Source organism: Nonomuraea sp. NPDC050540 (assembly GCF_044457485.1).
Taxonomy (GTDB): Bacteria; Actinomycetota; Actinomycetes; order Streptosporangiales; family Streptosporangiaceae; genus Nonomuraea.
Map to the genome: position 1 here is coordinate 32,846 of NZ_JBITHA010000009.1, position 23,323 is coordinate 56,168.

Sequence of the window (23,323 nt, forward strand, 5' to 3'; positions counted from 1 at the left end):
TTCACGCACGAGAGGTCCCATCGCCATGATCGCTTCCAGGACGCTGTCCGTCTTACTGCTGGCCGCCGTGGCGGGCTGCGGGCTCGCCGACACCCCCACCACCGGCCGCGACGGGCCGGGCACGGGCGTCATCCGGGTGGGCGCGGTCAGCTCGCTCAGCGGTCCCGTCACCTTCCCCGACTCCTCCGCCGCCGCGAAGGCGGTCTTCGACCGGGTCAACGAGCAGGGCGGCATCAACGGCCAGAAGATCGAGTATCTGGTCGCCGACGACAAGGGCGACCCGGCGGCCGCCGCGCAGGCCGCCCGCGACCTGGTCACCAACCAGGGCGTGGTGCTGCTGGCCGGCTCGGCCAGCCTGCTGGACTGCGCGGTCAACGCGCCCTTCTACGTCCAGTCCGCGATCGTCGCGGTCCAGGGCACCGGCGTCGACCCGACCTGCTTCGAGTCGCCGGCCATCTCGCCGGTCAACACGGGGCCGTACCTCAACATGGCGATCAACATGTACTACGCCTCCGAGGTGCTCAAGCGGGACAAGGTCTGCATGTTCCTGGCGATCCTCGGCAACACCAACGACGCCTATGGCGGCGCCGTACAGAGCTGGTCGAAGCTCACCGGCAAGAAGCTCACGCTCGACGACCGCACGGTGAAGCCCGACTCCGACCCGACCCCGTTCGTCCTGCGCGCCCGCTCGGCCGGCTGCCAGGCGGTCCTCTACAACGGCACCGAGCCGATGGCGATCGCCTGGATGAAGGTGGTCAAACAGCAGAACGTCACCGGCATCGACTGGCTGCTCACCACCGCCCCCTACACCGAGGCCGTCGGCAAGGCGCTCGGCCCCGACGGCGAGGGCACCTACGCCAACGCGGAGTTCGAGCCCTTCACCGACGCCGGCTCGGCGGTGCTGAAGGACTGGCGCGAGCTGATGGCGGCCAAGAAGGTCCCGCTGACCTCGTTCGGCCAGGGCGGGTATCTGGCCGCCACCTATGTCGTCGACACGCTCAAGGGCATCAAGGGCGCGATCACCCGCGAGTCGGTCGGCCAGGCGTTCAAGGCGCTCAAGCCCATCCAGAATCCGCTGGTGGGCACGGCGTACGAGTTCGGCGCGGCGGCCAAGCACCGGTCCAACCGGGCCGGGAAGATCGTCCAGCTGCGCGGCGGGACCTGGCGGGTCGTGACGCCCGAATGGGTGCGTTATCCGGGGACGCTCGGCTGATGCTCCAAGGTCTCGTCTCCGGGCTGGCCGCGGGCGGCACCTACGCCGCCCTCGGCCTGCTGCTCACCGCCATGTACCGGCTGACCGCCACGGTCAACCTGGCCGTCGCGGCCACCGGCATGGCCGGGGTCTACGTGATGGCCGCGCTGGCCGAGACGGGCCTGCCGTACGGGATGGCCGCGGTCGCCGGGGTGGCGGCGGGCGCGCTGACGTCGGCGGGGTGCGGCGCGGTCATGGTGCGGTGGTTCGCCGGCAGCGGCGCCCAGCTGCGCACGGCGGTCTCCATCGCGCAGCTCATCGGGATCATCGCGCTGGCCTACATCCTGTTCGGCGACACCCCGCGGGTGCTGCAGAACCCGGCCGGCGCCCCGGTGGCCACGCTGGCCGGGGTGGTGATCACCTGGGGCACTCCCGCGCTGATCTCGCTGGCGGTGCTCATCGGCGGCGGCACCCACCTGCTGCTGGTGCGTACCTCGCTCGGGCTGCGGCTGCGCGCCATGGCCGAGCGGCCGGTCACCACCGAGCTCCTCGGCATCGGCACCCGTGTACCGGCGGTCGCGCTCTGGGGGGCCGCCGGCGCGCTGGCCGCGCTCGTGCTGCTCCTGGTCGCGCCGGTGCGCTCCAGCGACATCCTCTCGCTCAGCATGCTCATCGTGCCCGCGTGCGCCGCGGCGCTGGCGGGCGGGCTGACGCGGCTGCCGGGGGCGCTGCTGGGCGGGCTGGCGCTGGGCCTGCTGGAGGGTCTGCTGGCCGGTTCAGCGGCGGTGCGCGAGTACCGCGACGCGGTGCCGTTCGCGGCCATCCTGCTTCTGCTGCTGTGGAGCCGGCGCGGGGAGGTGTGGGATGCCGCGCGCTGACCGAGCCGTCCGCTGGGGACTGGCGGTGCTCGCCCTGGCCGTCCTCGCGTACGGCCTGGCCGCCGCCCTGCCCGCCTACTGGGTCTTCCTGGCCATGTCCGCGGTCATCTCCGGCGTGCTCCTGCAGAGCCTCGGGGTGATCGCCGGACAGGCCGGGATGGTCTCGCTGTGCCAGGCGGCCTTCGCGGCGATCGGCGCCTGGAGCACCGCGCAGCTCAGCCTGTGGGGCGTGCCGGGCGGGCTGTACGTGTGGCTGCCGCTGGCGGGCCTGGCGGCGGTGCCGTTCGGGCTGCTCATCGGGCTGCCCGCGCTGCGCCTGCGCGGGGTGCACCTGGCGATCGTCACGCTCGGCTTCGCGGCGACCGTGGACATCGTGCTGGCCGCCGCCTCCTTTCCCGGCGTGGACCTGGGGCTGAGCGTGGGCCGGCCGGCGGGGCTGAGTTCCGAGCGGCAGTACTTCCTGTTCTGCGTCGGGGTCTTCGCCCTGGTCGCGGTGGGGCTGGCGGTGGTGCGGCGGACCAGGTTCGGCGCCACGTGGTGGGCGTTGCGCGAGTCGGAGCGGGCCACCGCGGCCGCCGGTACGAGCGTGCCGGGGGCCAAGCTGAGCGCCTTCGCGGTCAGCTCGTTCATCGCGGGGCTGTCCGGGGCGCTGCTGGCGGGGCAGCTCGGCATGCTGCTCGCGCGCAACTTCGACCCCGGTCAGTCGCTGACGGCGTACGCGGTGGCGGTCATGGCGGGGGCGCACCACGCGGAGGGCGCGCTCATCGGCGGCGCGCTCGGCGTGCTGGTCGCGGAGCTGCTGAGGCGGTTCGGCATCCCGCAGCAGTGGGCGAACGTGGTCTTCGCGGTCGGCGCCATCCAGGCCTTCACCCAGGGCGCGGGCATCAGCGACGCGCTGCGCGCGCTCTTACGGCGGCGCAATGGGCACCGGGCGGTGGCGCCCGTTCCGCTCGTGGAGAAGGCCGTTCCTCATGCCGCCACCGGTACGGCGTTGCGGATCACCGGGCTGAGCGTGCGCTACGGGCAGGTGGCCGCCGTCCAGGCCGTCTCCCTGGAGGTGCGGGCGGGTAGCGTGCACGGGCTGGTCGGGCCGAACGGCGCGGGCAAGTCCTCGCTGGTCGACGCCGTCACCGGCTTCACCACCTGCACGGGCGCGGTGGAGCTCGCCGGGCACGACCTGAACGGCCGGCCCGCCCACCTGCGGGCGCGGGCGGGCCTGCGCAGGACGTTCCAGCAGGACCGGGTGCCCACCGGCCTGACCGCCGGGGAGTACCTGCGCTTCGCCGCCCGCCGCCCCCTGACCGCCCGCGACCTGGCCGAGGCGCTCGGCGACCTGGTCGCGGTGGATCCCGGGCGGACGATCGCCGACCTGGACGTGGGCACCAGACGCCTGCTGGAGGTGGCCGGGGCGCTGCTGGCCCGGCCCGAACTGGCCGTGCTGGACGAACCGGCCGCCGGACTCGGTCACGCCGAGACCGAGCGGCTCGGCCGGTGGCTGCGCGCGGCGCCGGAGCGGTTCGGCTGCGCCGTCCTGCTGATCGAGCACGACCTCGACCTGGTCCGGGCGGTCTGCGCGCGGGTCAGCGTGATGGACTTCGGCCGCGTCATCGCCGAGGGCCCGCCCGCCGAGGTCTTCGCCGACCCGCGGGTGCTCCGCGCGTACCTGGGCGAGGAGGTGACGGCGTGACGCTCTCCCTCCAAGGGCTGACCGTGGCGCGCGGCGGGCAGCCGGTCGTGCGCGAGGTCACGCTGCACGCCGGGCGCGGGCAGGTGAGCGTGCTGCTCGGGCCGAACGGCGCGGGCAAGACCACCTTGCTGGAGGCGGTCTCCGGCATCCTGCCCAGCCGTTCCGGCCGGATCACGCTCGGCGGACACGACCTGACCGGACGGCCCCGCACCCGCAGGGCCCGGCTCGGCCTGGCCCACGTCGAGCAGAGCCGCGCCGTCTTCGCCACGCTCACCACCCGCGAGAACCTCCTGCTGGCCGGCGACCCGGACCGGGCGCTGACGCTCTTCCCCGAGCTCGCTCCCCGCCTGCAGGTGCGGGCCGGGCTGCTGTCCGGCGGCGAGCAGCAGATGCTCGTGCTGGCCCGCGCGATCCTGCGCGAACCGGCCGCGCTGCTGCTGGACGAGATGTCCATGGGCCTGGCCCCGGCGGTGGTGCGCCGGCTGCTGCCGGTCATCCGCGCGCTGGCCGACGCCGGGTGCGCGGTGCTGCTGGTGGAGCAGTTCGCGCACGCCGCGCTGGCGCTGGCCGACACCGCGTACGTGCTGTCGCGCGGCGCCCTGACCTACAGCGGCGACCCCGGGCCGCTGCGCGAGGACGACTCCGCGCTGCGGCGCGCCTACCTGGGAGAGGACCGGGCATGACGAGCGCGGATCTGGTGCTGGTCGACGGGCGGGTCCTGACCATGGATCCGGCGCTGCCGTACGCGAGTTCGGTGGCGGTGCGCGGCGGCGAGATCGTCCACGTCGGCGAGCGGGCCGCGCGGTGGGCAGGACCCCGCACCGAGGTGATCGACCTGCGCGGCCGGCTGCTGCTGCCCGGCATCAACGATTCCCACCTGCACGCCGTCGGGTACGGGCTGCACCGGCCGCCGTTCTGCCTGGACGTCGCGCTCGGCTCCGTCGCCGCCGTCCAGGCAGAGGTCGCCCACGCGGTACGGCACGCCAAGCCGGGCGCCTGGATCAGGGGCATCGGCTGGCATCCCGGACGGCTGGCCGAGGTGGCGGCAGGCGGGACGATGAGCGCGGCCGACCTGGACACCGCGGCGCCCGAGAATCCTGTGGTGCTGCAGGACTTCTCCGGCCACGCCGTCTGGGCCAACAGCGCGGCGTTACGCCTGGCCGGGGTCGAGTCGTCCGGAGGAGTGCTGCACCACGGCGAGCAGAGCCTGGTCATGCGGGCGGTGCCGCATCCTGAGGGCGGGCTGGCCGCGGTGGTGCGCGACGTGGTCGCCGAGCTCAACCGGCTCGGCATCACCGGCTTCACCGAACCCGGACTCGGGCCCGGCGGCGAGGAGGCGTTCGCGGGCGGCATGAGCGGCGCCGCGCTGGACGCCTACATCGCGCTGGCGCGCTCGGGCGAGCTGACCGCGCGGGTGAGCGTGCTGGGGCTGCCGAGCCCGATGTCGGGCGCGTCGGTGGCCGACACCCGGGCGTGGCTGGCCGATCCGCCCCGGCTGGACGGGGTCGATCCCCGGGTGCTGCGGCTGCTGGGGGTCAAGGTGTTCGCCGACGGGATCCCGCCTTCGGAGACGGCGTGGATGCGGGAGCCGTACCCGTCGGGCGGGCACGGCGCGCTGTGCACGCGCGGGGACAGTGACGCCGAGCGGGTGGCCGAGCTGGAGGAGATCATGCGCCTGGTGCACGCCGCCGGTCACCAGCTGGGCGTGCACGTGGTGGGCAGCCGGGGCGTCGACGCGGTGACGGCGGCGCTGGCGGCGCTGCCGGGCGGGGCGCGGCACTATCTGATCCACGGGCAGTTCGCGAGCGAGGCGGCGCTGGCCACGCTCGCCGGGCTCGGCTACGGCATCAACCTGCAGCCGGTGCTCCAGGCCATGGAGTCGGACACCACCCACGCCCTGTTCGGCGCGGACTGGGCGGAGCGGGAGTGGCCCGCGCGCTCGGCGCTCGCGGCCGGGGTGAACACGGCGTGCAGCTCCGACGCGCCGGTGACCGGCCCCGACTGGCGGGCCGGCGTGGCCGCGCTGGTCGCCAGGCAGGGCCAGGGGCTGACGCTGGAGGAGGCGCTGGGCACCTACACGCGCGGCGCCGCCTGGCAGGACCACGCGGAGGGCTGGAAGGGCACGGTCAGCGCCGGCAAGGTCGCCGACCTCTGCGTGAGCGCGGCCACCGCGCCGGACGAGATCGTCGACGCGCCGGTCGATCTCACGGTCTTCGGCGGCAGGATCGTGCATCCGGGCTGAGCGCGTGGATACCGTTCGAGCATGGGTGCGGACATCTGGGCGGTCGGGGATGCCTACGAGGGCTACATGGGCCGGTGGAGCCGGCCGGTGGCGGCGGCGTTCGTGGCGTGGCTGGGCGTCCCGGCCGGGCGGCGCTGGCTGGACGCCGGCTGCGGGACGGGGGCGCTGACCGCCGCGGTGCTGGCCGCCGCCGGGCCGGACCGCATCGCCGGAGCCGATCCGTCGGCCGGGTTCGTCCGGCATGCCCGGAACCTGGTCGCCGACGCGCGGGCCGGGTTCGCCGTCGCGGACGCGCGGGCTCTGCCGTTCGGGGACGGGCGGTTCGGCGCGGCGGTGAGCGGGCTGGTGCTGAACTTCGTGCCCGATCCGGCGGCGGCCGTCGCCGAGCTGGCCCGGGTGACCGCCCCGGGCGGCACGGTCGCGGCCTACGTCTGGGACTACGCCCGGCGGATGGACGTGATCAGGGCCTTCTGGTCGGCGGCCGTGGAGCTCGATCCCGACGCCGGAGCACTGGACGAGGGCGCCAGGTTCCCGCTGTGCCGTCCTGAGCCGTTGCGGGCGCTGTGGGACGGTGCCGGGCTGACCTGGGTAGAGGTCGCGCCGATCGACATGGACGCGGTGTTCCGGGACTTCGACGACTACTGGCGGCCCTTCCTCGCCGGTCAGGGGCCGGCCCCTGCGTACGCGGCCGCGCTGCCGCGGGCGCGCCGGGCGGCGCTGCGGGAGCGGATCCGGGAGCGGATGCCGGTGGCGGCGGACGGCTCGATCACCCTGCGGACCCGCGCCTGGGCGGTACGCGGCGAGGTATTGGCCCACTGAAGCACCACCGCATTGGACTCCGTTCGTGGACCAAGCCTCCTCTACCGTCAGAGGCATGATCGCCCTTCCCACCCTGGCCCTGTTCGCCGTCACCGCGCTGGCCCTGGTCGTCATCCCGGGGCCGAATCACCTCTACATCGCCGCCCGAGGCCTGGCCCAGGGGCGCTCGGCCGCGCTGGCCAGCGCGTTCGGGGTGGAGGCCGGCACGCTGGTGCACATACTCGCCGCCGCCGCGGGTCTCTCCTACGTGATCACCCAGTCGGCCGCGTTGTTCTCGATCGTCAAGTGGGCCGGCGTCGCCTACCTCGTCTACCTGGGCATCCGCGCGCTCACCAGCAAGGACGAGCAGCACGCACAGGCGCCGGCGCCGCAGCCGTTGCGCAAGGTGTTCCTCGAAGGCGTGGTCATCAACATCCTCAACCCCAAGGTCACCCTGTTCTTCCTGGCGCTCCTGCCGCAGTTCGTGGACCCGGCGGCCGGCTCCCCCGCGCTCCAGATCGTGGTGCTCGGCGCCGTCCTGATGGTGCTCGGCCTGCTCTCGGACATGATCTACGCGTTCACCGCCGGCGCCCTGGGCCACCGGCTGGCCGCCAAGGCGCGGGCGCTGCGCTACTTCTCCGGCGTGGTCTACCTGGGACTCGGCGTGGTCACCGCGCTCACCGGGAGAAAATAGCCCGCATGGCACCGAGGAAGCAGCGGGAGATCTTCGCGGCGACGCTGCGGCTACTGGCCGGCAAGGGCTACGACGGGCTGACCGTCGAGGGCGTGGCCGAGGCGTCGGGCGTCAACAAGACGACGATCTACCGCTGGTGGCCCTCGAAGGCCGCCCTGCTGGCGGCGGCGCTGGTCGAGGCGGACATGCTCGACTTCGACGTGCCCGACACCGGATCGCTGCGCGGCGACCTGGTGGCGCTGGTGGAGGCGTTGGGTGCGCTGCTCACCGAGCCGCCCGGGAAGGATGTGGCGGTGGCCGCGCTCGGCGCCGCCGTACACCATCCCGAGATCGACGCGCGGCGCTTCTTCGCCGACCGCCTCGCCCGCGAGCGCGTGGTCTTCGAGCGCGCGGTACGGCGCGGCGAACTCCCCGAGACGGCCGACCCGATGCTCGTCATGGACCTGCTGGCAGGGGCGATGTGGGTCAGGGCGGTGTTCAGGGGCCTGCCGCTGGGCGCGGACTTCGCCGCCGAGGCGGTCGCGGCCGTGCTCGACGGGGTCAGCTAGCCTCGTTCAGCGCCGCCGGGATGCGATCGAGCACCGGGTGCGGCACCAGCCCATAGGCGTAGAAGTCGACCGCCGCCGCGCCCGCCGCCTTGGCCCCGAGCGCCTTGGCCACGAGCCGGTCGGTGGAGTCGCTGTCGGGGTAGCCGGGGCGCAGCACCGCCCGTACCTCCCGGTCCTTGCCGACCGAGCGGAGATAGGCGCCGACGTCGTCGGCCACCCGGGCGGCGTCGCGGGCGTAGGCGAGCACGCCGAAGGCGGGCACCAGGTCACCCAGGGCGACCAGGTCGACGCCGAGCTGCCAGGCGTCATGGGCGGCCAGACCGGGCGAGGGCAGGCCGTCGCGGTAGCCCTTGACCGAGCCTGTGTAGTCGATGAACACCAGCTTGGAACCCTCCTCCGCCACCGCGGACGCCACCTCGGACACCAGCGTGGTCACGGTCTCCGAGCGGGCGCGGGCGTAGGCCACGACGTCGGGACCGGCGTAGGCGGTCAGCGCGGCCCTGGTCACCTCGCCCTGGGCGGCGGGGTCACCGTCGAAGACGCCGCCGACGATCCTGGCGCACTCGTCGCGCGCCACCTCGGCGTTGACGCCCAGGTCGGTGGCGCGGCGCATGCAGTAGTCGCAGAAGCACAGGCCGAACAGGTAGTTGTCCATGGGGCCGAGCGGGACGAAAGAGCGCTCGGGGCGCAGCGGCCTGAAGTGCAGCGACTCGGCCACCACGCTGTCGACGCCGAGCCTCGCCACCGACCTGGCCAGCGCCACGGCGTACTCGCGCACGTCGGGGTGGGCGGGGCACAGGTCGGTGAGCGAGCCGCGGTCGCCGAAGCAGTCGCGCACGGTCACGTCGGGATGGCGGGTGCCGAGCGTGAGGTTGCGCAGGAACACCGTCCAGCCGTGGAGCTTCAGGCCCCGCTTCGAGCAGGCCTCGCGGACGCCGTCGAGCGCGTCGGTGTAGCCGGGGACCGGCGTGAGGCGCAGCCCGGAGAACAGGTCGTGCGGCGGGACGAAGTGGGCGCCGTCGTGGCGCAGGGTCAGCCTGGACAGCCCGTGCGGGGTGACGTCGCGGGAGCCGTGGTGCACGGCGCCCACGGTGATGCCGGCCGTGCCGTATCCGGCGACACGGTCGAGCACCTTGTCGACGCCCTCACCCCGGAGGTCCTCGACGAAGACGTATACCGAACTGTCCACGGGTTGACCTTACGCGCTCTTGTGCGCGACGAAGTCGATCTCCACCAGGATGTCCATCAGGTCGGATCCCACCGTGGTGCGGACCGGGAAGGGCTGGTTGAAGTACGACTTGTACACCTCGTTGTAGGCCGCGAAGTCACGCTTGAGGTGCTGCAGGTGCACGGTCGCCTTGACCACGTCGTCGAAGCCGAGCCCGTGGGCGGCCAGGACGGCGCCGAGGTTCTTCATCGTCTGGTGCGTCTGGGCGGCCACGTCGTCGCCGACGACCTCGCCGGTCACCGGGTCGAGCGGCCCGGCGCCCGAGGTGTAGACGAAGTCGCCGACCACGAGGCCCTGGGAGTAGGCCCCGACGGGAGCGGCGCCGTCGGTGGTCCTGATTTCCTTCTTCACGAGATCTCCTAGAAATGCGTGGTTATGGTGCCGACCTGGCGGTAGTCAGGGTCGACGAGGGGCAGCGCGCGCCACTTGTCGAAGGCGGTGCACGGGTGCGAGATGCCGAAGGAGAGCACGTCCCCGGGACGCAGGCCGTCGCCGTGCACGACCGTGTGCTGGTCCTGCATCTTGGCGATGGTCAGGCCCTCGCGCCTGGGCACCGGCAGCCCCTCGTCATAGGGCGCGTCGCGCTTGCCCATGCCGACGATCGCCAGGCCGGGCTCGGGGGTGGACAGCACGTGCGCGAAGATCTCGAAGGCCGGGCGTAGCTCGCCGTCGATCCGGTTGAAGGGGGTGCGCTCGCGGTAGTAGCCGTCGTCGTGGGTGACGTACGCGCCGCTGCGCAGCACCACCGTGGCCTGGGCGGCGACCAGTTCGCGCCCGATGACGTCGAACCACTGGCTGCCGCCGACGGTCAGGATGGGGTTCTTGACCCGCAGGTACTCGACCGCGTCCTGGAGCAGGCCCAGATATTTCCGGACTTCTCCGGCTGAGGTGAGCGCACCTTCGTACCCGGCCACGCCGGCCAGCGACACACCATCCGCGGTCTGGATATATCCGGCCAGATCGACGACCTCGTCCACCGACCGGCAGCCCGCGCGCCCACCGGCGTGCCCCAGCTCCACCAGCACGCGGAACCCCCGCGACGGCGCGTGCGCGCGCAGGATGTCCACGCCCTCGCGCGAGTCGGCGAAGCACAGGAAGTCGAACCCGGGGTCGCGCTCCAGCTCGGCCGCCAGCCAGTCGAGCCCGACCGGGTCCACGACCTGGTTGGCCACCATGATCCGGCTCGCGCCGAAGCCGCGGACGATCCTCGCCTGCCGGGAGTTGGCCACGGTCAGGCCCCACGCCCCGGCGCCGAGCTGCATCGCGGAGATCTCGGGCGACAGGTGGGTCTTGGCGTGCGGCGCGAGCTCCAGCCCGTGGCCGCGCGCGAAGGCGGCCATCGTGGCCACGTTGTGCTCCAGCGCGGCGCGGTGCACGACCATCAACGGCAGCTCGGACTCCGCGAGAATTCCCTGCACGATGCCCCCATTCATCCGCGTTGACCCTATCAACGCGAGCGCAGCGCCCGGCCTGGGGTGGCCCCGGTCAGCTCGCCTCCGGCCAGCACCTGGACACCCGAGACGAACACGTCGTCCACCCCCGTGGCCGGCGTGCGCGGCGCGGCGTAGGTGGCCTCGTCGCCGACCTTGGCCGGGTCCAGGACGATCAGGTCCGCCGCCGACCCGGCGCGCACCAGCCCGCGCCCGTCCAGCCCGAAACGGCGGGCCGGATGGGAGGCCAGATGCACGGCCGCCTCCTGCCAGGTCCAGTCACCGAGCTCGCGCACGTGCCGTCCCAGGAAGCGGGCGAAGGCGCCCCAGCCGCGCGGGTGCGGGTGGCCGCCGACGTAGATGCCGTCGGAGCCGCCGGTGTGCACGGGGTGGCGCAGGATCCGGCGGACCGACTCCTCCCCCTCGGGTCCCTCGTCGGGCCGCGCGGTCACGCACCCGGCTTCGAGCCGCGTGTCGATGAGCAGCTTCTTGCAGAACTCCGCGGGCGGCAGCCCGGCGCGGGCCGCCGCCTCGACCATCGTCAGCCCCTCGGCCCAGGCGGAGCCGGGCGCGTGCGAGATCGTCAGCCTCGGCCAGGTGTCCTCCAGCGAGGCCCACCAGGAGTCGAAATCGGGAGAGGCGAGCATCTCGACCGCCCGGTCCACCTCGGCCCCCGGCACCGACGGCGGCAGCACGACCATCGCCAGGATGGTGCTCCCCCGCAGGTAGGGGTAGGTGTCGAAGGTCAGGTCGACGTCCTGGGCCAGCGCCCGTTCCACCAGCGGCAGCAGCACCCCGGCCGGGCCGTGCAGGTGCGAGACGTGCACCGCCGCCCCCGACAGGCGCGCGATCTCGCCGACCTCGTCCATGCCGATCGCGGCCTTCGCGCCATAGGCGCGCATATGGGTGACGTACGGCAGGCCGCCCAGCGGAGCACAGAGCGCGGCCAGTTCCTCGGCCGAGGCGTAACGGCCCGGCAGGTACTCCAGCCCGCTCGACAGCCCGACGGCCCCCTCGCCCAGCCCGCGCTCCACCCTGGCCAGCATCGCCGCGATCTCGGCGGGCCCCGCCGCGCTGGGCGAGGGGCCCATCACGTCGTAGCGGATCGTGCCGTGCGGCAGCAGGTAGGCGGTGTTCAGCGCGACCGTCCGGTCGTAGCCGCCGAGCAGTTCACCGACCGAGAGCGGCCCCTCGTGCGGCAGCCGCCCGTTGACGGCGGTGAAGTACCGGGTGGCATAGGCGACGGTCGCGGCGGAGCCCGGCGCGAACGACAGCCCGTCCTGCCCCAGCACGAACGTGGTCACCCCCTGCCGCAGCGCCGCGAGCTGCACCGCCGGGTCGAAGACGGCGGCCTCGCCGTGCGCGTGGCAGTCGACGAACCCGGGCGCGACGAACCGCCCGGCCGCCTCCACGACCCGCGCCGCCCGCGCGCCGTCCAGCCGGCCGACCGCCGCCACGCGATCGCCGCTGAGCGCCACGTCGGCCCGATACGGCGGAGCGCCCGTCCCGTCAAGCACCCGGGCACCGCTGATGATCACATCGAAAGCCACTCAAGGATTAAACCTGATTTGGCACCCAGGCTGCCGTTCTCATACCGTCTGGCGACTCATCAGAAGGGACACCCATGCGCCGCCTGACCATCCTTTCCCTCGTAGTCCTGATAGCGGGCGCCACCGGATGCGCGGGGGCGCCGCCTTCGGCGAAGCCCGCCGCCACCGGCCCCGCCTCCATGGAGCAGCCGGTGCCGTTCGGCAGTCACCGCGTGCCGTACGCGCAGGGTGTGCTGCGCCCGAAGGGCGACGCGGACGGGCAGGTGCGCGACTACTACGCGAAGTGGAAGGCGGCCTTCGTCACCGCGAAGTGCGGCTCGCTGCAGGTGATCTCACCGGACGCCGACCACCCGTACGTCGCGGAGGCGCAGGGCTACGGCCTGGTCATCGCGGCCACGATGGGCGACAGAGAGCTCTTCGACGGCATCCTCACCTACGTCGAGGCGCACCCGTCGGTCAACAACCCCGACCTGCTCGCCGCCGAGCAGGACAAGAACTGCATGAGCGTCAACGGCTCCGACTCGGCCACCGACGGCGACCTCGACGTGGCCTACGGCCTGCTCATGGCCCAGCGGCAGTGGGGTGGCGGCTACCGTGACAAGGCGGTCAAGCGGATCGCCGCGATCAAGGAGTCGGAGGTGAACCCGGACACCAAGCTGGTCAAGCTGGGCGACTGGGCCACCCAGGACGACCCGCTGTCGAAGGTCTCACGCACCTCCGACTGGATGATCGACCACTTCCGGGCCTTCGAGAAGATCGACCCGGCCTGGGCGGAGATCCGGCAGGCGCACCAGAAGCTCATCGCCGAGATCCCGAACGAGACCGGCCTGCTGCCCGACTTCGTGAAGAACGGCAAGCCGGTCAAGGGCCAGGTGCTGGAGGACGCGCACGACGGCGACTACAACTGGAACGCCCTGCGCGACCCGTGGCGCATCGGCGCCGACGCGGTCACCAGCGGCGACGCCGCCTCCACTGCCGCCGCCCGCAAGATGAGCACCTGGATCTCCAAGGTCGGCGACCCGGAGAAGATCGCCGGCGGCTACACCCTCGACGGCAGGCCGCTGGAGGAGGGTCCGGAGCCGGCGTTCGTGGCGCCGTTCGCGGTGGCCGCGCTCGTCCAGCCGGACGGGCAGGCCTGGCTGGACAAGCTGTGGGCGTACCTGACCTCGCGGGAGATCGGGAAGAAGGACTACTTCGCGGCCACCGTGCAGCTCCAGTCGATGATCGTCGCCTCCGGCAACCACTGGGTGCCCTAGCTGCCCCTGGTTCCGGGGGGGCAGCTGGCCGTGACGGTGACCGGTTGCCGGGCGAGCAGCTCCCTGGCCTGCGAACGGGCCAGGTTCCAGCCGTTCCACGGGTCCGGCCGCTCCAGGCCGTTGGCCTTGACCACGTTGAACAACACGCAGCTGCGCTGGGGCTCCGGCAGCCGGACGAGCGCGGGCACGGCCTCCGCGCCCAGGTCGCCCAGGTAGTCGGAGTCCATCTGCGCCACGCCGCGCACCGCCACCTGGGTCTCGGCCACGCGCAGGTCCGGGTTGACCATGGCGAAGGCGCCCAGGCCCAGCGCCGTCACCAGGACGATCGTGCGCGGCAGCCAGCCCGAGCCGCGGCCCGCCAGCCGGGCCGCCCCGGCCAGCAGGACCAGCGCGAACACCACGCCGAGCCACCAGACCGTGGCCTGGACCGAGATCCGCAGCCGCGACAGCCCGTACACCTCGGTGTAGAGGTCCATGCGGTGCAGCGCGGAGGCCAGGATGACCAGCGTCAGCGCGCACAGCACGCCCAGCTGACCGGCCAGCACCCAGCGCTCGCGGCGGCCGGTGCGCAGCACGCCCCCGACCACGGCCACGATGCCGAGCACGATCATGCTGACCAGGACGAGCTGGAAGAAGCCCTCCCTGGCGTACTCGGCATAGGTCAGGCCCTCGGTGTTGCGCACCGTCGCCGCGCCGCCGAACAGGAACCTGATCTGCACCGCCACGAACGCCCCGAACAGCAGGTTCAGCGCGGTCAGCGGCACCAGCCAGACCGACCGCGCGACCGTGACCTTGACGCCGGGTCCGACGGGGTCCTTGACCGGCCGCAGCGCGACCAGGACCAGCGCCGACAGCAGCGCCCCGAACACCGCGAACAGCAGAACGCGCGACGGGAGCGACTCCATCCAGTCGGGCGTGGCCGTCAGCCGTTCCAGGTAGCGGGCGAACACACGGTCGGCCGAGGCGAACAACAGCCCGAACACCCCGACCAGCACCACCGCGATGCCCACGCCCGCCAGCGCCGGCATGATCCGCCGCCGGGCGACCAGGTGCTTGACCGGCCCCGACAGCAGCCAGGGCACCGGGCCGAGCGCCAGCACCACCGACATGCCGCCCCTGATCACGCCCAGCCAGCCGGTGCCCGCGCCCGAGACCGCCAGCGCGATCAGCCCGGCCCCGGCCATCACCATGATCAGGACCAGCCAGTCGGCGTCCCTGACCACGGCCGTCGAGATCAGCCAGTAGCCGGTCAGCCCGAACGCCAGCGTCCACGGCGTCGCCCTGCGCAGCACCGCCGGGAGCGCGCCGGCCCCGAGCACCAGCGCGACCAGCACCAGGCCGAGCCCGGTCTGCGCGTCCGGCAGCGCCACGGCGGCGAACACCCCCGCGCCCGCCGCCGCGGGCAGCAGCCAGCGCGGCGTCTCGGGCAGCTCGGGCCTCGGCAGCAGCGGGGGCGGCTGGTAGGGGGGTGGCGGCGGTCCGTAGGCGCCCGGCGCGAGCGGCTGCGGAGGTCTGCGCTGCTTGTACGGCTGCCGCGCCGCCGTGTCGGCGGCCACGACCGAACCCACGGCGCCGCCCGCGGCCGTGGCCAGGATCAGCGTGATCAGCGCGGCCACGCCCCCGAACGCGACACCCATGACGACGGCGGCGAACAGCCCGACGAGGAACCCGGCCAGCAGCCCCAGGAAGATCCCCCAGAACAACCGCCCGAACCAGTTCCCCGGCTGCCGCTGCCCACCCCCTGGCCCCGGAGACTGACCCACCCCGTCAACCGCCACAGGCCACGCCCCACCCGGCACGGCCCGCGCCGCAGCGTTTCCGGCGACCGGCGTAGGTCGTGTGGCCGGGGCCTCGACCGGCACGGTGAGCGGGCCGGTGCGGGCGACCGCCGCCGCCTCGGCCGCCACGACCCCCTCGGCCGTCACGGCCACCGCCACGCCGTCCTTCACCGTCGCGGGCACGCCTCCGGGCCGCGCCTCGGCCGTCACGACCGGGACCGCGGTCGTCGCCTCGGCCGCCGCACCGTCCCGCGACGCGGCGGCCGCGCCGTCCTGCGGCACTGCGAGGACGCCGTCCTGCGACATCACGAGGACACCTCCGGCGGCCATTGCCACCCCGTCCTGCGGGACCGCAGCCGCGCCTCCGACGGCGGCCCGCTGGTCCTCTCCTGCGGGCGCGTCCCCCGCCGTCGCCCCGGCTGTCGCCTCTGGCAGCCCCTCGGCCGTCACTGCCGCCGTCGCCGCGGCCGTCGTCTTGGCCGTCACGCCCGCGGTGGCCCCCGCCGTCGTCTCGGCCGCCACGACGGCCGGCTTGGCCGTGACCGCCTCCTGGGGTGGGTGGGCCGCCCGTTCCTGCGGGCGTTCCTCCCCGGTCCCGACCGATGTTTCCGCCATCGTGGTCCTCCCCGGTAAGTCGACGACCATCCGGCATCCGGTGCCGTCGCCGATGTGAATGGAGCCGCCGTGCAGCTCGACGATCTCCTTGACGATGGCCAGACCGAGCCCCGAGCCGCCCGAGTCGGCCGCCCGGCCGGAGTCCAGCCGGGAGAAGCGTTCGAACACCCGCGCCCTGGCCTCGGCAGGGATGCCCGGCCCCTCGTCGGCGACGGTGATGCGGATCCCCGCGCCCTGGCCCGCGCCCGCGATGGTGACCAGGGCGCCGGGCGGGCTGTGCCGTACCGCGTTGTCGAGGAGGTTGGCCAGCACCTGGGCCAGCAGGTCGGGGTCGGCGCGCACCACGAGGCCGGGCGGGATCCGCCCCTCCAGCCGCACGTCCTCGCGCGCCAGCCCCGCCTCGCGCAGCGCCTGTTCGAGCAGCGGCCCGAGTTCGATCGCCTCGGGCTCGATCAGGCGGGCGCCGGAGTCGAGCCGCGACAGGTCGAGCAGCTGGGTGACCAGGCGGCCCAGCCGTTCCGTCTGGGCGAGCGCGGTGCTCATCGTGACGGGGTCGGGCGTGGAGACGCCGTCGACGACGTTCTCCAGTACGGCCCGCAGCCCCGTGATCGGCGTGCGCAGCTCGTGACTGACGTTGGCGATCAGCTCGCGGCGCTGCCTGTCGACCTCGGCCAGGTCGGCGGCCATCGCGTTGAACGCCCTGGCCAGCTCCCCCACCTCGTCACGCGAGGTGGCGCGGACCCGGAGCGCGTAGCTGCCCTTGGCGACGGTCTGCGCGGCCGAGGCCATCTCGCGCAGCGGCTTGGTCATGCCTCTGGCCAGCCACTGAACCATGATCAGCGCGAGGAGGGCGGCGACGGCGATGCGTACCTCGCGCGAGTAGCCGGAGTTGATGCCGACCTCGTTGACCACGAACGCCACGCCCACGGCCAGGACGATGACGAGGCCCAGCTTGACCTTGATCCGGCCGAGGAAGTCGAGTGGCCTCATCGCCGCACCAGGGCGTAGCCCACGCCGTGCACGGTGCGCACGACGTCCGGGCCGAGTTTGCGGCGCAGCGCCCGTACGTGGCTGTCGACGGTCCTGGTGGCGGCGGCCTCGGAGAAGCCCCACACGTCCGACAGCAGCCGGTCGCGCTCGAAGACCTGGCCGGGACGCTCGGCCAGGCGGCGCAGCAGGTCGAACTCGGTCCGGGTGAGCTGGGCCTCCTGTCCCCCGACGAACACGCGGCGGGCGGCGGTGTCGATCTCCACCTCGCCCACGCGGATCACCGTGTCCTCGGCGGCCAGCTGGGCGGCCCGTTCGACCCGGCGCAGCAGCGCGTGGATCCTGGCGACCAGTTCGCGCATGCTGAACGGCTTGGCGATGTAGTCGTCAGCGCCCACCCCCAGCCCGACCAGCACGTCGGTCTCCTCCCCGAGCGCCGTCAGCATCAGGACCGGAACCGGGCGGGCCGCCTGCATCCGGCGGCACACCTCAAGCCCGTCGAGACCGGGCAGCAGGCGGTCGAGGATCACCAGGTCGGGCTCGGCTCTGCCGTAGGCGGCCATGGCGCTCTCGCCGTCGCCGGCCACCTGGACGTCGAAGCCCTCGGCGGCCAGCCGGTCGCGTACCGCGCGTGCGATCGTCTCGTCGTCTTCGACGACCAGGACCCTTTTCACGACTCGAAGCCTAGAAGGGGACTGTGCAGACGACACTCGGCAATTTGTGGACATCCCGTGCAGACTTGTGCTCGTGAACGTCGCCGCTTACCTCTCCCGCATCGGCCGCCCCGACCTCCTCAACGCCCCGCCCAGCGTGGACCACCTGCGCGAACTCCACATCGCCCATATCGAACGGGTCTCCTACGAGGCCCTGCAGATCTGGCTCGGCCGGCCGACCACGGTCGACCCGCAGGAGTCCGCGGCCCGCATCATCGGCGGCCGGGGCGGCTACTGCTACCACCTCAACGGCGCCTTCTCCCTCCTGGCCACTGCGCTCGGCTACGAGGTCACCAAGCACTTCGCCGGCGCCCAGCAGGAGTCCGCCACCGGACCGCACCTCGCCGGCAACCACCTGGTGCTCACGGTCCGCCTGCCCGACGGCGAATGGCTGGTCGACCTCGGGCTCGGCGACGCCATCCGCGAGCCGCTCCCCCTGGTCGCGGGCACCTACCGCCAAGGACCCTTCGAGTACGGCCTGCGCCCCTCGGAGATCGCGCCCGGCGGCTGGCGCTTCGACCACGACCCGCGCGGCTCGTTCATCGGCATGGACTTCGGCCCGGCTCCAGCGCAGATGTCCGACTTCGCCGACAAGCACCGCGAGCTGACCACGTCGCCGGATTCGGGCTTCGTCCGGGTCGCCGTCGTGCAGCGCCGCGACGCCGGCGGCGTGGACACCATGCGCGGCCTCGTGCTGACCAGGATCGGCGACCGCTCGCTGCGCACGACGATCACCACCCAGGCGGACTACTTCGCCGCGCTGGCCGACGTGTTCGGGCTCCCCATGGCCGACGTCAGCGCGCGGGAGCGGGAGAAGTTGTGGCGCAGGCTCCAGGAGGCCCAGGAGCGCTGGGTCAGCGGCAAAGGCTCCCCGGTTCAGGAAGAGCGCCCTTGAGCAGGTAGGCGTCCACCGCGGCGTCGACGCAGGCGTTCTTGCCGCCATAGGCGCCGTGGCGGTCGCCGTCCCAGGTGAGGAGCCGGGCCGAGGAGAGTTGCCCGGCGACGTCGGCGGCGTACTCGTAGACGCCGTCGGGGTCGCCGGTGTTGCCGACGACCAGGATGGGCGGGGCGCCCGCGCCGCTCAGGCGACCGGAGTGCGGGTCGGCGGACTTGGGCCAGTAGGCGCAGTTGAGCAGCGTGGGGTCGGCGGTGAACGCGGTAGCCAGGTCCTCCTTGGTGAGGCACCGGACGGGGTTGCTCTCGCCCACGCCGCGCGGGTCGTACCCGATCAGGTCGTGGCGCTCGCCGAGGGTGTCGTGCGCCGCGGTCAGGGCCCGCGGGAAGTCGAGGCCGGTAGCGCCGGGACCGCCCGGGTTGAACACCAGGCTGCCGAGCCGCCTGCCGGGGTCGCGGGCCGGGAGGCGGGTGAGGGCCAGCGTGATGCGTTCACCTTGGGGCCGGGCGTGGTCGAGTGGCACGTCCAGGGTGCCGCACTCACGCGGACCGCACGGCGTCCACGCGATGCTGGTGTCCGTCCTGGTTTCGGATGTCCGGGGTACGGCCGGCGGTGCGGCCTGGCAGCCGGCGGCGAGGATGAGGGCGATGGGAAGGAGTTTCCGCATGCTGTCGAGGGTGCCGGGAAGGCTGGGCACCAGCCCACCTCACCAGGCACGATTCCGGGTAAACACATCGGTGTACCCCCCGCGCATGGCTATGCCCGGAGATATCCCGCTATCGTGCGTTTCGAAATGGGAGAAAGCATGAAGCTGGGCGGGCGCTATCGGCTGCTGAACCCCTTGGGCGAAGGCACGGTACGGCTGGCCTTCGACGAGGTGGCGCACCGTGACGTCGCCGTCAGGGACATGCGGGCGCAGCCGGCCGAGGAGGCCCGGCGGGCGCTCGGACTGCGGCATCCATCGATCGTCCCACTCCTCGACCTCGTGGAGGAGGAGGGCGGGCCGTGGCTGGTCACGGAGTTCGTGTCCGGGGCGTCGCTGGCGCGTACCGTCGACGCCAAGCGGCCCCTGCCGGAGCTCCAGGCCGCCCGCGCCGGGCTCTGCCTCCTGGAGGCCCTGACGACCGCGCACGGGGCCGGGATCGTGCACGGCAACCTCAACCCCGGCAAGGTCATGCTCACGGCGACCGGCCGCGCCGTACTGACCGGCTTCGGCCTGCCGCACCCCGGCCTGCGCCCGCCGGCGGACCTGTGGTCACTCGCCGCCACCCTGCACTTCGCGGTGGAGGGCCGCCCGCCGGGCACCGCACCGGCCACCGACCCCGAGCCGTTGCGCGCCCTGATCCGCGCCATGCTCGACCCCGCCGGACCGCCGTCCCTGGACGACATCACCTCCACCTTGACCCGCCTGGCCCTCAACCACCCCATCACCACCACCCACCCCCTGTCGGTCCCCACCACGGGCAGCTTCCCCCCAACCCCGGCGACACCCCCCGGCCCGTCGGTCACCCCACCCTTCGGCCACCCGTCGCCCGCCCTCGACCACCCCGCGACGCCCCCCGGCGACCCCGCGCCCCCATCCCTCGGCCACCCGTCGCCGCCCACCTCCGACCAACCGGCGGGCCCGGCTCTCGGCCACGCGGCAGGCCAGGACTTCGGCCAACCGCCAGGCCCGGACTTCGGCCACCCCGGTGACCCTGCGCCGCCCGTGCTTGGTCATCTGGCTGAGACTCCGCCGTTGGGCACCCCTGTCGCCCCGCACGTCGGCGGCGAAGCGCCGGCGCACCCCGGCGACCAGAGCGGCCCGGTGCCCGCACCGCAGGACGAGCCGCCCAGCCCGCCCGCCAAGTCCCGCCTGCTGGGCCTGCGCAAGGTGTTCGGCCGACGCCGCCAGTCCCCGCCCGCCCCCGAGAACCCGCCATCCACCGAGCCGCCGCTCACCGCACCGCCCATCATCACCCCGGACACACCTGTCGAGCACCCGCACGCCCCCTTCCCCCACCCGCAGAGCAGTCCACCCCAGAACACCCCACCCCAGAGCACTCCACCCCAGGACGCCCCTCTCCACAACGGCCCCTTCCCGCAGCCCCCGAACACGCCACCGCAGAACGCCCCCTTCGGGCACCCCCTGGACGCCCCACCGCAGTCCCCGGACGCCTTCCCCACGCCGCCGGACGCCCCCTTCCCGCCGCCTCCCGGTCCCGGGGCCTCCCCGGCGCCTCCGGCCGACGACTCCTACCCGACGCCACCGGTAGCCGCGTTCCCCACACCGCCCGGCGGGACCTTCCCGGCCCCGCCGTCCGACGGCTTCCCCACGCCGTCCGCCCAGAACTTCCCGACGCCACCCGCACAGAACTTCCCGACGCCACCGGCCGACTTCCCGACACCGCCCGTAGAGCCCGCCGCGCCGATCAGTGACGTGCTGTACCCGTCGCCCTCCTGGCCGGTCGCCTACGACCCCACGCCCCCGCACAGACCGCGCCACGCCGCCCCCGGCTCCACCCCGACGGACCGGGCGCTGGATCAGGTGATCGGCACCACCGGCCCGCTTCCTCCGGTCCAGGTGGCCGCGATCGGGCTGGCCGTACTGGATCAGCTGGTGGGTCTGCACGCCCGAGGCGAGCACCACGGCGACATCCGCCCAGGCAACATCCTGCTGTCGCCCTCCGGCCAGGCCATTCTCAGCCCGCCGCTGATGCCGAACGGGATCTCCGCCTACACCGCCCCCGAGGGCGCGACGGGGCCGGCCGCTGACATGTGGTCGCTGGGTGCGACGTTGTTCGCCGCGGTCGAGGGGTTGCCGCCGGCTCCGGGCGCGCCGCTGACGAGGGCGGGCGCGCTGGCGGCGGTACTGTACGCGTTGCTGGCCGGCGACCCGGCGGCCAGACCGGCCCCGGCGCCCCTGCGCCAGGAGTTCCTGACCATCTCCCAGAGCCTCGATCCACGCGACATATCGTGAATGGAACCCCACCGGTCCCCCACTCGTTGGACCGAAGACGCACAATGTGAGAGAGGCGGGGCGCGCGCTCCGCGTTCGGAGGAAGTTGAGGATGTCGCCAATCCAGAAGTACGCGGTAGGCGCGGGCGCCGCCGTACTGCTCTCGCTGATCTTCCTGCCGGGTTGGCTCACCCTGCTGGTCGTCCTCGGCGTGGTCGCCGCTCCGGTGGTCGGCTATTTCATGCTCGACCCGTCTCAGCGCGAGCGCCTCAAGCGCGTGCGCAGGCGCGGCATCGGCAACTGAGCCAGGAGGAAGTGCGGCGAGGGCCCGGACCAAGACCCTCGCCGTGCTCAGGCCTGCGCCAGGGCTGCCTGAACACGCTGGGTCACCCTGCGCTCGACGTAGAACGACAGGAACGGCACCGTCCCGCCGAGCATGATGCCCAGCATGTACGGCCAGCTCCATCGCGCCTTCATGCCCAGGTTCATGACGGTGACCAGATAGATCATGTACAGGAACCCGTGCACCTGCGCGATGATCAGCCCCGGCCACCACGTGACCCGGACGACGTAGTTGAGGAACATGCCCACGCAGAGCACGAGCAGCATCACGCCCACCATGTAGGCGAGCACCCGGAAGGGCTTGAGGGCGGACTCCACTAGTTTTCCTAACCTTCCAGAACCATCTCAGGGGACTGTCGAGCACGGCCCCGATCACCCCGTACGGCGTCGCGTACGAAGTGGAACCACATGAAGACGGCGAACCCCGCGAAGATCCACCAGTTGGCCGCATAGGCCGCGTTGCGCCACGTGAACGTACCGCCGACGACCGGCGGCGCCACCGAGACAGGGGCGAGCGCCCCGGAGGCGGGCTGCGCGACGACGAACCCGTTGCGCACCTTCTCGCCCTTCCACAGGTTGATCAGCTCGCCGGTGGAAACGGTCTGCACCTGCCCCGCGGGCAGTCCTTCCGCGCGCCGCTGCACGCTGTCGGTCCCCTGCGGCGGCCGCAGCCGCCCCGACACGTTCACGTTCCCAGCCGGTACGGCGGCGCCCGCGTCACCGGCCGAGGCCACCCACCCGCGCACGACGGGCATGAGCGTCCCGTCGGCGAGCCGGAGCGGCGTGAGCACCCAGAAGCCCTCGTCCCGCGCGACGTTGCCGCCCGGCGTGTCCACGCTGGGCCTGCGGTCTGCGACGAGAAGCTGCCGTCCCCCGTCGTAGACGCCCTGCGCGGTGACCTTCCGTCCCACGGCCGCGTTCTCGAACCCGGCGCCCACCTTGGCCAGGCCGTCCACGGCGACCGGGGCGGGATCGGTGGCCGCGTGGGGCTTGCCGGAGTCCTGGAAGACTCCGAGCTGCCAGCGACCGAGCAGGATGAACGCGGTCAGGACCCCGATCGTGAGCAGATGCAGCCCGATCAGTCGCGGGGAGAACAGGGTCCTGAGCATGCTTCAAAACTATCCGCCGGACGGTGTGGTCCGTCATCAGGGGCACCCACACCAGTCCTGGCAAAAGGTGCAAACGGCTCACCCGTTCCGGCTAGAGTGCTGCGCATGTCTGACCAGCATCCCGACCCGGCCGGCAACACGCAGCAGTTCCGCGCGTTCGCACAGCAGAGCGAGCAGGATGGCGCGCGCAAGCGCTCGGCGGCCCTTCCCATCATCGCCGGTGTGGTCGTCCTCGCGATCATCGCGGTGGCGGTCTACCTCGTCCTGAAGTAACCCGACTCCGACATAGCCAAGCGCCGACGGCCACGCTCTCGGCGCTTTTCGTGTGCCCGGAACGGCCCTGCCCGCACGTCAGCCCGGCGGCCCCGGACGCACACCTTCCCAGCGCGCACCACAGCGGCCCGCGCCCGGCCTGAGCGGCCGCCCCCGCGAACGCGCGCGTC

At 73.2% G+C, this 23,323-nt stretch carries 22 protein-coding genes; 13 read left to right on the forward strand and 9 right to left on the reverse strand.

Features of this window, described 5'->3' with window-relative positions:
- The first annotated feature begins 25 nt into the window (after positions 1-25).
- The 8 genes from ACIBI5_RS29215 to ACIBI5_RS29250 are packed head-to-tail and all read left to right on the forward strand — an operon-like array spanning position 26 to position 8,039.
- Positions 26-1,213, forward strand: coding sequence for an ABC transporter substrate-binding protein (locus tag ACIBI5_RS29215; RefSeq protein WP_397251945.1), 1,188 nt, complete (start codon positions 26-28; stop codon positions 1,211-1,213).
- Positions 1,213-2,070, forward strand: coding sequence for a branched-chain amino acid ABC transporter permease (locus tag ACIBI5_RS29220; protein ID WP_397251946.1), 858 nt, complete (start codon positions 1,213-1,215; stop codon positions 2,068-2,070). Before ACIBI5_RS29215 ends, ACIBI5_RS29220 begins: the two co-directional genes overlap by 1 nt.
- Positions 2,057-3,757: an ATP-binding cassette domain-containing protein gene (locus ACIBI5_RS29225; RefSeq protein ID WP_397251947.1), complete on the forward strand. Its 1,701-nt coding sequence runs from the start codon at positions 2,057-2,059 to the stop codon at positions 3,755-3,757. Before ACIBI5_RS29220 ends, ACIBI5_RS29225 begins: the two co-directional genes overlap by 14 nt.
- The gene (locus ACIBI5_RS29230) at positions 3,754-4,440 is read left to right on the forward strand and encodes an ABC transporter ATP-binding protein (RefSeq protein WP_397251948.1); all 687 of its coding nucleotides are present in this window, start codon (positions 3,754-3,756) and stop codon (positions 4,438-4,440) included. The genes ACIBI5_RS29225 and ACIBI5_RS29230 overlap by 4 nt, the downstream gene beginning before the upstream one ends.
- Positions 4,437-5,999 carry an amidohydrolase gene (locus tag ACIBI5_RS29235; protein WP_397251949.1) on the forward strand — a complete coding sequence of 521 codons (1,563 nt, stop codon included), beginning with the start codon at positions 4,437-4,439 and terminating at the stop codon, positions 5,997-5,999. The genes ACIBI5_RS29230 and ACIBI5_RS29235 overlap by 4 nt, the downstream gene beginning before the upstream one ends.
- Before the next feature lie 21 nt (positions 6,000-6,020).
- Entirely contained in the window at positions 6,021-6,818 is a 798-nt protein-coding gene (locus ACIBI5_RS29240) for a class I SAM-dependent methyltransferase (protein ID WP_397251950.1), read from the forward strand.
- Between the two features lie 55 nt (positions 6,819-6,873).
- Entirely contained in the window at positions 6,874-7,491 is a 618-nt protein-coding gene (locus ACIBI5_RS29245; protein WP_397251951.1) for a LysE family translocator, read from the forward strand.
- Positions 7,492-7,496: 5 nt separating this feature from the next.
- Entirely contained in the window at positions 7,497-8,039 is a 543-nt protein-coding gene (locus ACIBI5_RS29250; protein ID WP_397251952.1) for a TetR/AcrR family transcriptional regulator, read from the forward strand.
- Here the strand turns inward: ACIBI5_RS29250 and ACIBI5_RS29255 are convergent.
- Genes ACIBI5_RS29255 through ACIBI5_RS29270 form a run of 4 tightly spaced genes read right to left on the reverse strand, consistent with a single transcriptional unit; the run spans position 8,032 to position 12,247 of the window.
- A complete protein-coding gene (locus ACIBI5_RS29255) occupies positions 8,032-9,228 on the reverse strand; it encodes a hypothetical protein (protein ID WP_397251953.1) in 1,197 nt (398 codons plus the stop codon). The two genes, ACIBI5_RS29250 and ACIBI5_RS29255, sit on opposite strands and share 8 nt — an antisense overlap.
- Positions 9,229-9,237: 9 nt before the next feature.
- Positions 9,238-9,618 (reverse strand): RidA family protein, encoded by a 381-nt coding sequence (locus tag ACIBI5_RS29260; RefSeq protein WP_397251955.1) that lies wholly within the window; start codon positions 9,616-9,618, stop codon positions 9,238-9,240.
- A gap of 8 nt (positions 9,619-9,626) precedes the next feature.
- Entirely contained in the window at positions 9,627-10,685 is a 1,059-nt protein-coding gene (locus ACIBI5_RS29265) for an alanine racemase (RefSeq protein WP_397251957.1), read from the reverse strand.
- Positions 10,686-10,714: 29 nt separating this feature from the next.
- On the reverse strand, positions 10,715-12,247 hold the full coding sequence (locus tag ACIBI5_RS29270) for an amidohydrolase family protein (RefSeq protein ID WP_397251958.1): 1,533 nt from the start codon (positions 12,245-12,247) through the stop codon (positions 10,715-10,717).
- Between the two features lie 74 nt (positions 12,248-12,321).
- Between ACIBI5_RS29270 and ACIBI5_RS29275 the strand changes: the two genes are divergently transcribed.
- Positions 12,322-13,503: a glycosyl hydrolase family 8 gene (locus ACIBI5_RS29275; RefSeq protein ID WP_397251959.1), complete on the forward strand. Its 1,182-nt coding sequence runs from the start codon at positions 12,322-12,324 to the stop codon at positions 13,501-13,503.
- Here ACIBI5_RS29275 and ACIBI5_RS29280 read toward each other — a convergent pair.
- Together ACIBI5_RS29280 and ACIBI5_RS29285 are read right to left on the reverse strand one after the other, a co-directional pair.
- The gene (locus ACIBI5_RS29280) at positions 13,500-16,886 is read right to left on the reverse strand and encodes a DUF4153 domain-containing protein (RefSeq protein WP_397251960.1); all 3,387 of its coding nucleotides are present in this window, start codon (positions 16,884-16,886) and stop codon (positions 13,500-13,502) included. The two genes, ACIBI5_RS29275 and ACIBI5_RS29280, sit on opposite strands and share 4 nt — an antisense overlap.
- The gene (locus tag ACIBI5_RS29285; protein WP_397251961.1) at positions 16,883-17,557 is read right to left on the reverse strand and encodes a response regulator; all 675 of its coding nucleotides are present in this window, start codon (positions 17,555-17,557) and stop codon (positions 16,883-16,885) included. Before ACIBI5_RS29285 ends, ACIBI5_RS29280 begins: the two co-directional genes overlap by 4 nt.
- A 73-nt stretch (positions 17,558-17,630) precedes the next feature.
- Between ACIBI5_RS29285 and ACIBI5_RS29290 the strand changes: the two genes are divergently transcribed.
- Complete coding sequence (locus tag ACIBI5_RS29290; RefSeq protein ID WP_397251962.1) at positions 17,631-18,491, forward strand: arylamine N-acetyltransferase; 861 nt, start codon at positions 17,631-17,633, stop codon at positions 18,489-18,491.
- Here the strand turns inward: ACIBI5_RS29290 and ACIBI5_RS29295 are convergent.
- Positions 18,451-19,188 carry an alpha/beta hydrolase gene (locus ACIBI5_RS29295; RefSeq protein WP_397251963.1) on the reverse strand — a complete coding sequence of 246 codons (738 nt, stop codon included), beginning with the start codon at positions 19,186-19,188 and terminating at the stop codon, positions 18,451-18,453. The two genes, ACIBI5_RS29290 and ACIBI5_RS29295, sit on opposite strands and share 41 nt — an antisense overlap.
- 108 nt (positions 19,189-19,296) lie before the next feature.
- Between ACIBI5_RS29295 and ACIBI5_RS29300 the strand changes: the two genes are divergently transcribed.
- Together ACIBI5_RS29300 and ACIBI5_RS29305 are read left to right on the forward strand one after the other, a co-directional pair.
- Positions 19,297-21,450 (forward strand): hypothetical protein, encoded by a 2,154-nt coding sequence (locus ACIBI5_RS29300; RefSeq protein ID WP_397251964.1) that lies wholly within the window; start codon positions 19,297-19,299, stop codon positions 21,448-21,450.
- A gap of 91 nt (positions 21,451-21,541) precedes the next feature.
- A complete protein-coding gene (locus ACIBI5_RS29305; RefSeq protein ID WP_379621872.1) occupies positions 21,542-21,733 on the forward strand; it encodes a hypothetical protein in 192 nt (63 codons plus the stop codon).
- Positions 21,734-21,780: 47 nt separating this feature from the next.
- Here the strand turns inward: ACIBI5_RS29305 and ACIBI5_RS29310 are convergent, their stop codons facing one another.
- A complete protein-coding gene (locus tag ACIBI5_RS29310; protein ID WP_397251965.1) occupies positions 21,781-22,089 on the reverse strand; it encodes a DUF3817 domain-containing protein in 309 nt (102 codons plus the stop codon).
- A gap of 8 nt (positions 22,090-22,097) precedes the next feature.
- Positions 22,098-22,880, reverse strand: coding sequence for an SURF1 family protein (locus ACIBI5_RS29315; protein WP_397251966.1), 783 nt, complete (start codon positions 22,878-22,880; stop codon positions 22,098-22,100).
- Positions 22,881-22,985: 105 nt separating this feature from the next.
- Here ACIBI5_RS29315 and ACIBI5_RS29320 point away from each other — a divergent pair, with 105 nt between their 5' ends.
- Complete coding sequence (locus tag ACIBI5_RS29320; protein WP_397251967.1) at positions 22,986-23,153, forward strand: hypothetical protein; 168 nt, start codon at positions 22,986-22,988, stop codon at positions 23,151-23,153.
- The last annotated feature ends 170 nt before the right edge of the window (positions 23,154-23,323 follow it).

Coding starts and splice junctions, on each gene's coding strand:
- ACIBI5_RS29215 (WP_397251945.1), top strand. CDS start 26: ATGATCGCTTCCAGGACGCTGTCCGTCTTACTGCTGGCCGCCGTGGCG.
- ACIBI5_RS29220 (WP_397251946.1), top strand. CDS start 1,213: ATGCTCCAAGGTCTCGTCTCCGGGCTGGCCGCGGGCGGCACCTACGCC.
- ACIBI5_RS29225 (WP_397251947.1), top strand. CDS start 2,057: ATGCCGCGCGCTGACCGAGCCGTCCGCTGGGGACTGGCGGTGCTCGCC.
- ACIBI5_RS29235 (WP_397251949.1), top strand. CDS start 4,437: ATGACGAGCGCGGATCTGGTGCTGGTCGACGGGCGGGTCCTGACCATG.
- ACIBI5_RS29240 (WP_397251950.1), top strand. CDS start 6,021: ATGGGTGCGGACATCTGGGCGGTCGGGGATGCCTACGAGGGCTACATG.
- ACIBI5_RS29245 (WP_397251951.1), top strand. CDS start 6,874: ATGATCGCCCTTCCCACCCTGGCCCTGTTCGCCGTCACCGCGCTGGCC.
- ACIBI5_RS29250 (WP_397251952.1), top strand. CDS start 7,497: ATGGCACCGAGGAAGCAGCGGGAGATCTTCGCGGCGACGCTGCGGCTA.
- ACIBI5_RS29275 (WP_397251959.1), top strand. CDS start 12,322: ATGCGCCGCCTGACCATCCTTTCCCTCGTAGTCCTGATAGCGGGCGCC.
- ACIBI5_RS29280 (WP_397251960.1), bottom strand. CDS start 16,886: ATGAGGCCACTCGACTTCCTCGGCCGGATCAAGGTCAAGCTGGGCCTC.
- ACIBI5_RS29300 (WP_397251964.1), top strand. CDS start 19,297: ATGAAGCTGGGCGGGCGCTATCGGCTGCTGAACCCCTTGGGCGAAGGC.
- ACIBI5_RS29305 (WP_379621872.1), top strand. CDS start 21,542: ATGTCGCCAATCCAGAAGTACGCGGTAGGCGCGGGCGCCGCCGTACTG.
- ACIBI5_RS29315 (WP_397251966.1), bottom strand. CDS start 22,880: ATGCTCAGGACCCTGTTCTCCCCGCGACTGATCGGGCTGCATCTGCTC.
- ACIBI5_RS29320 (WP_397251967.1), top strand. CDS start 22,986: ATGTCTGACCAGCATCCCGACCCGGCCGGCAACACGCAGCAGTTCCGC.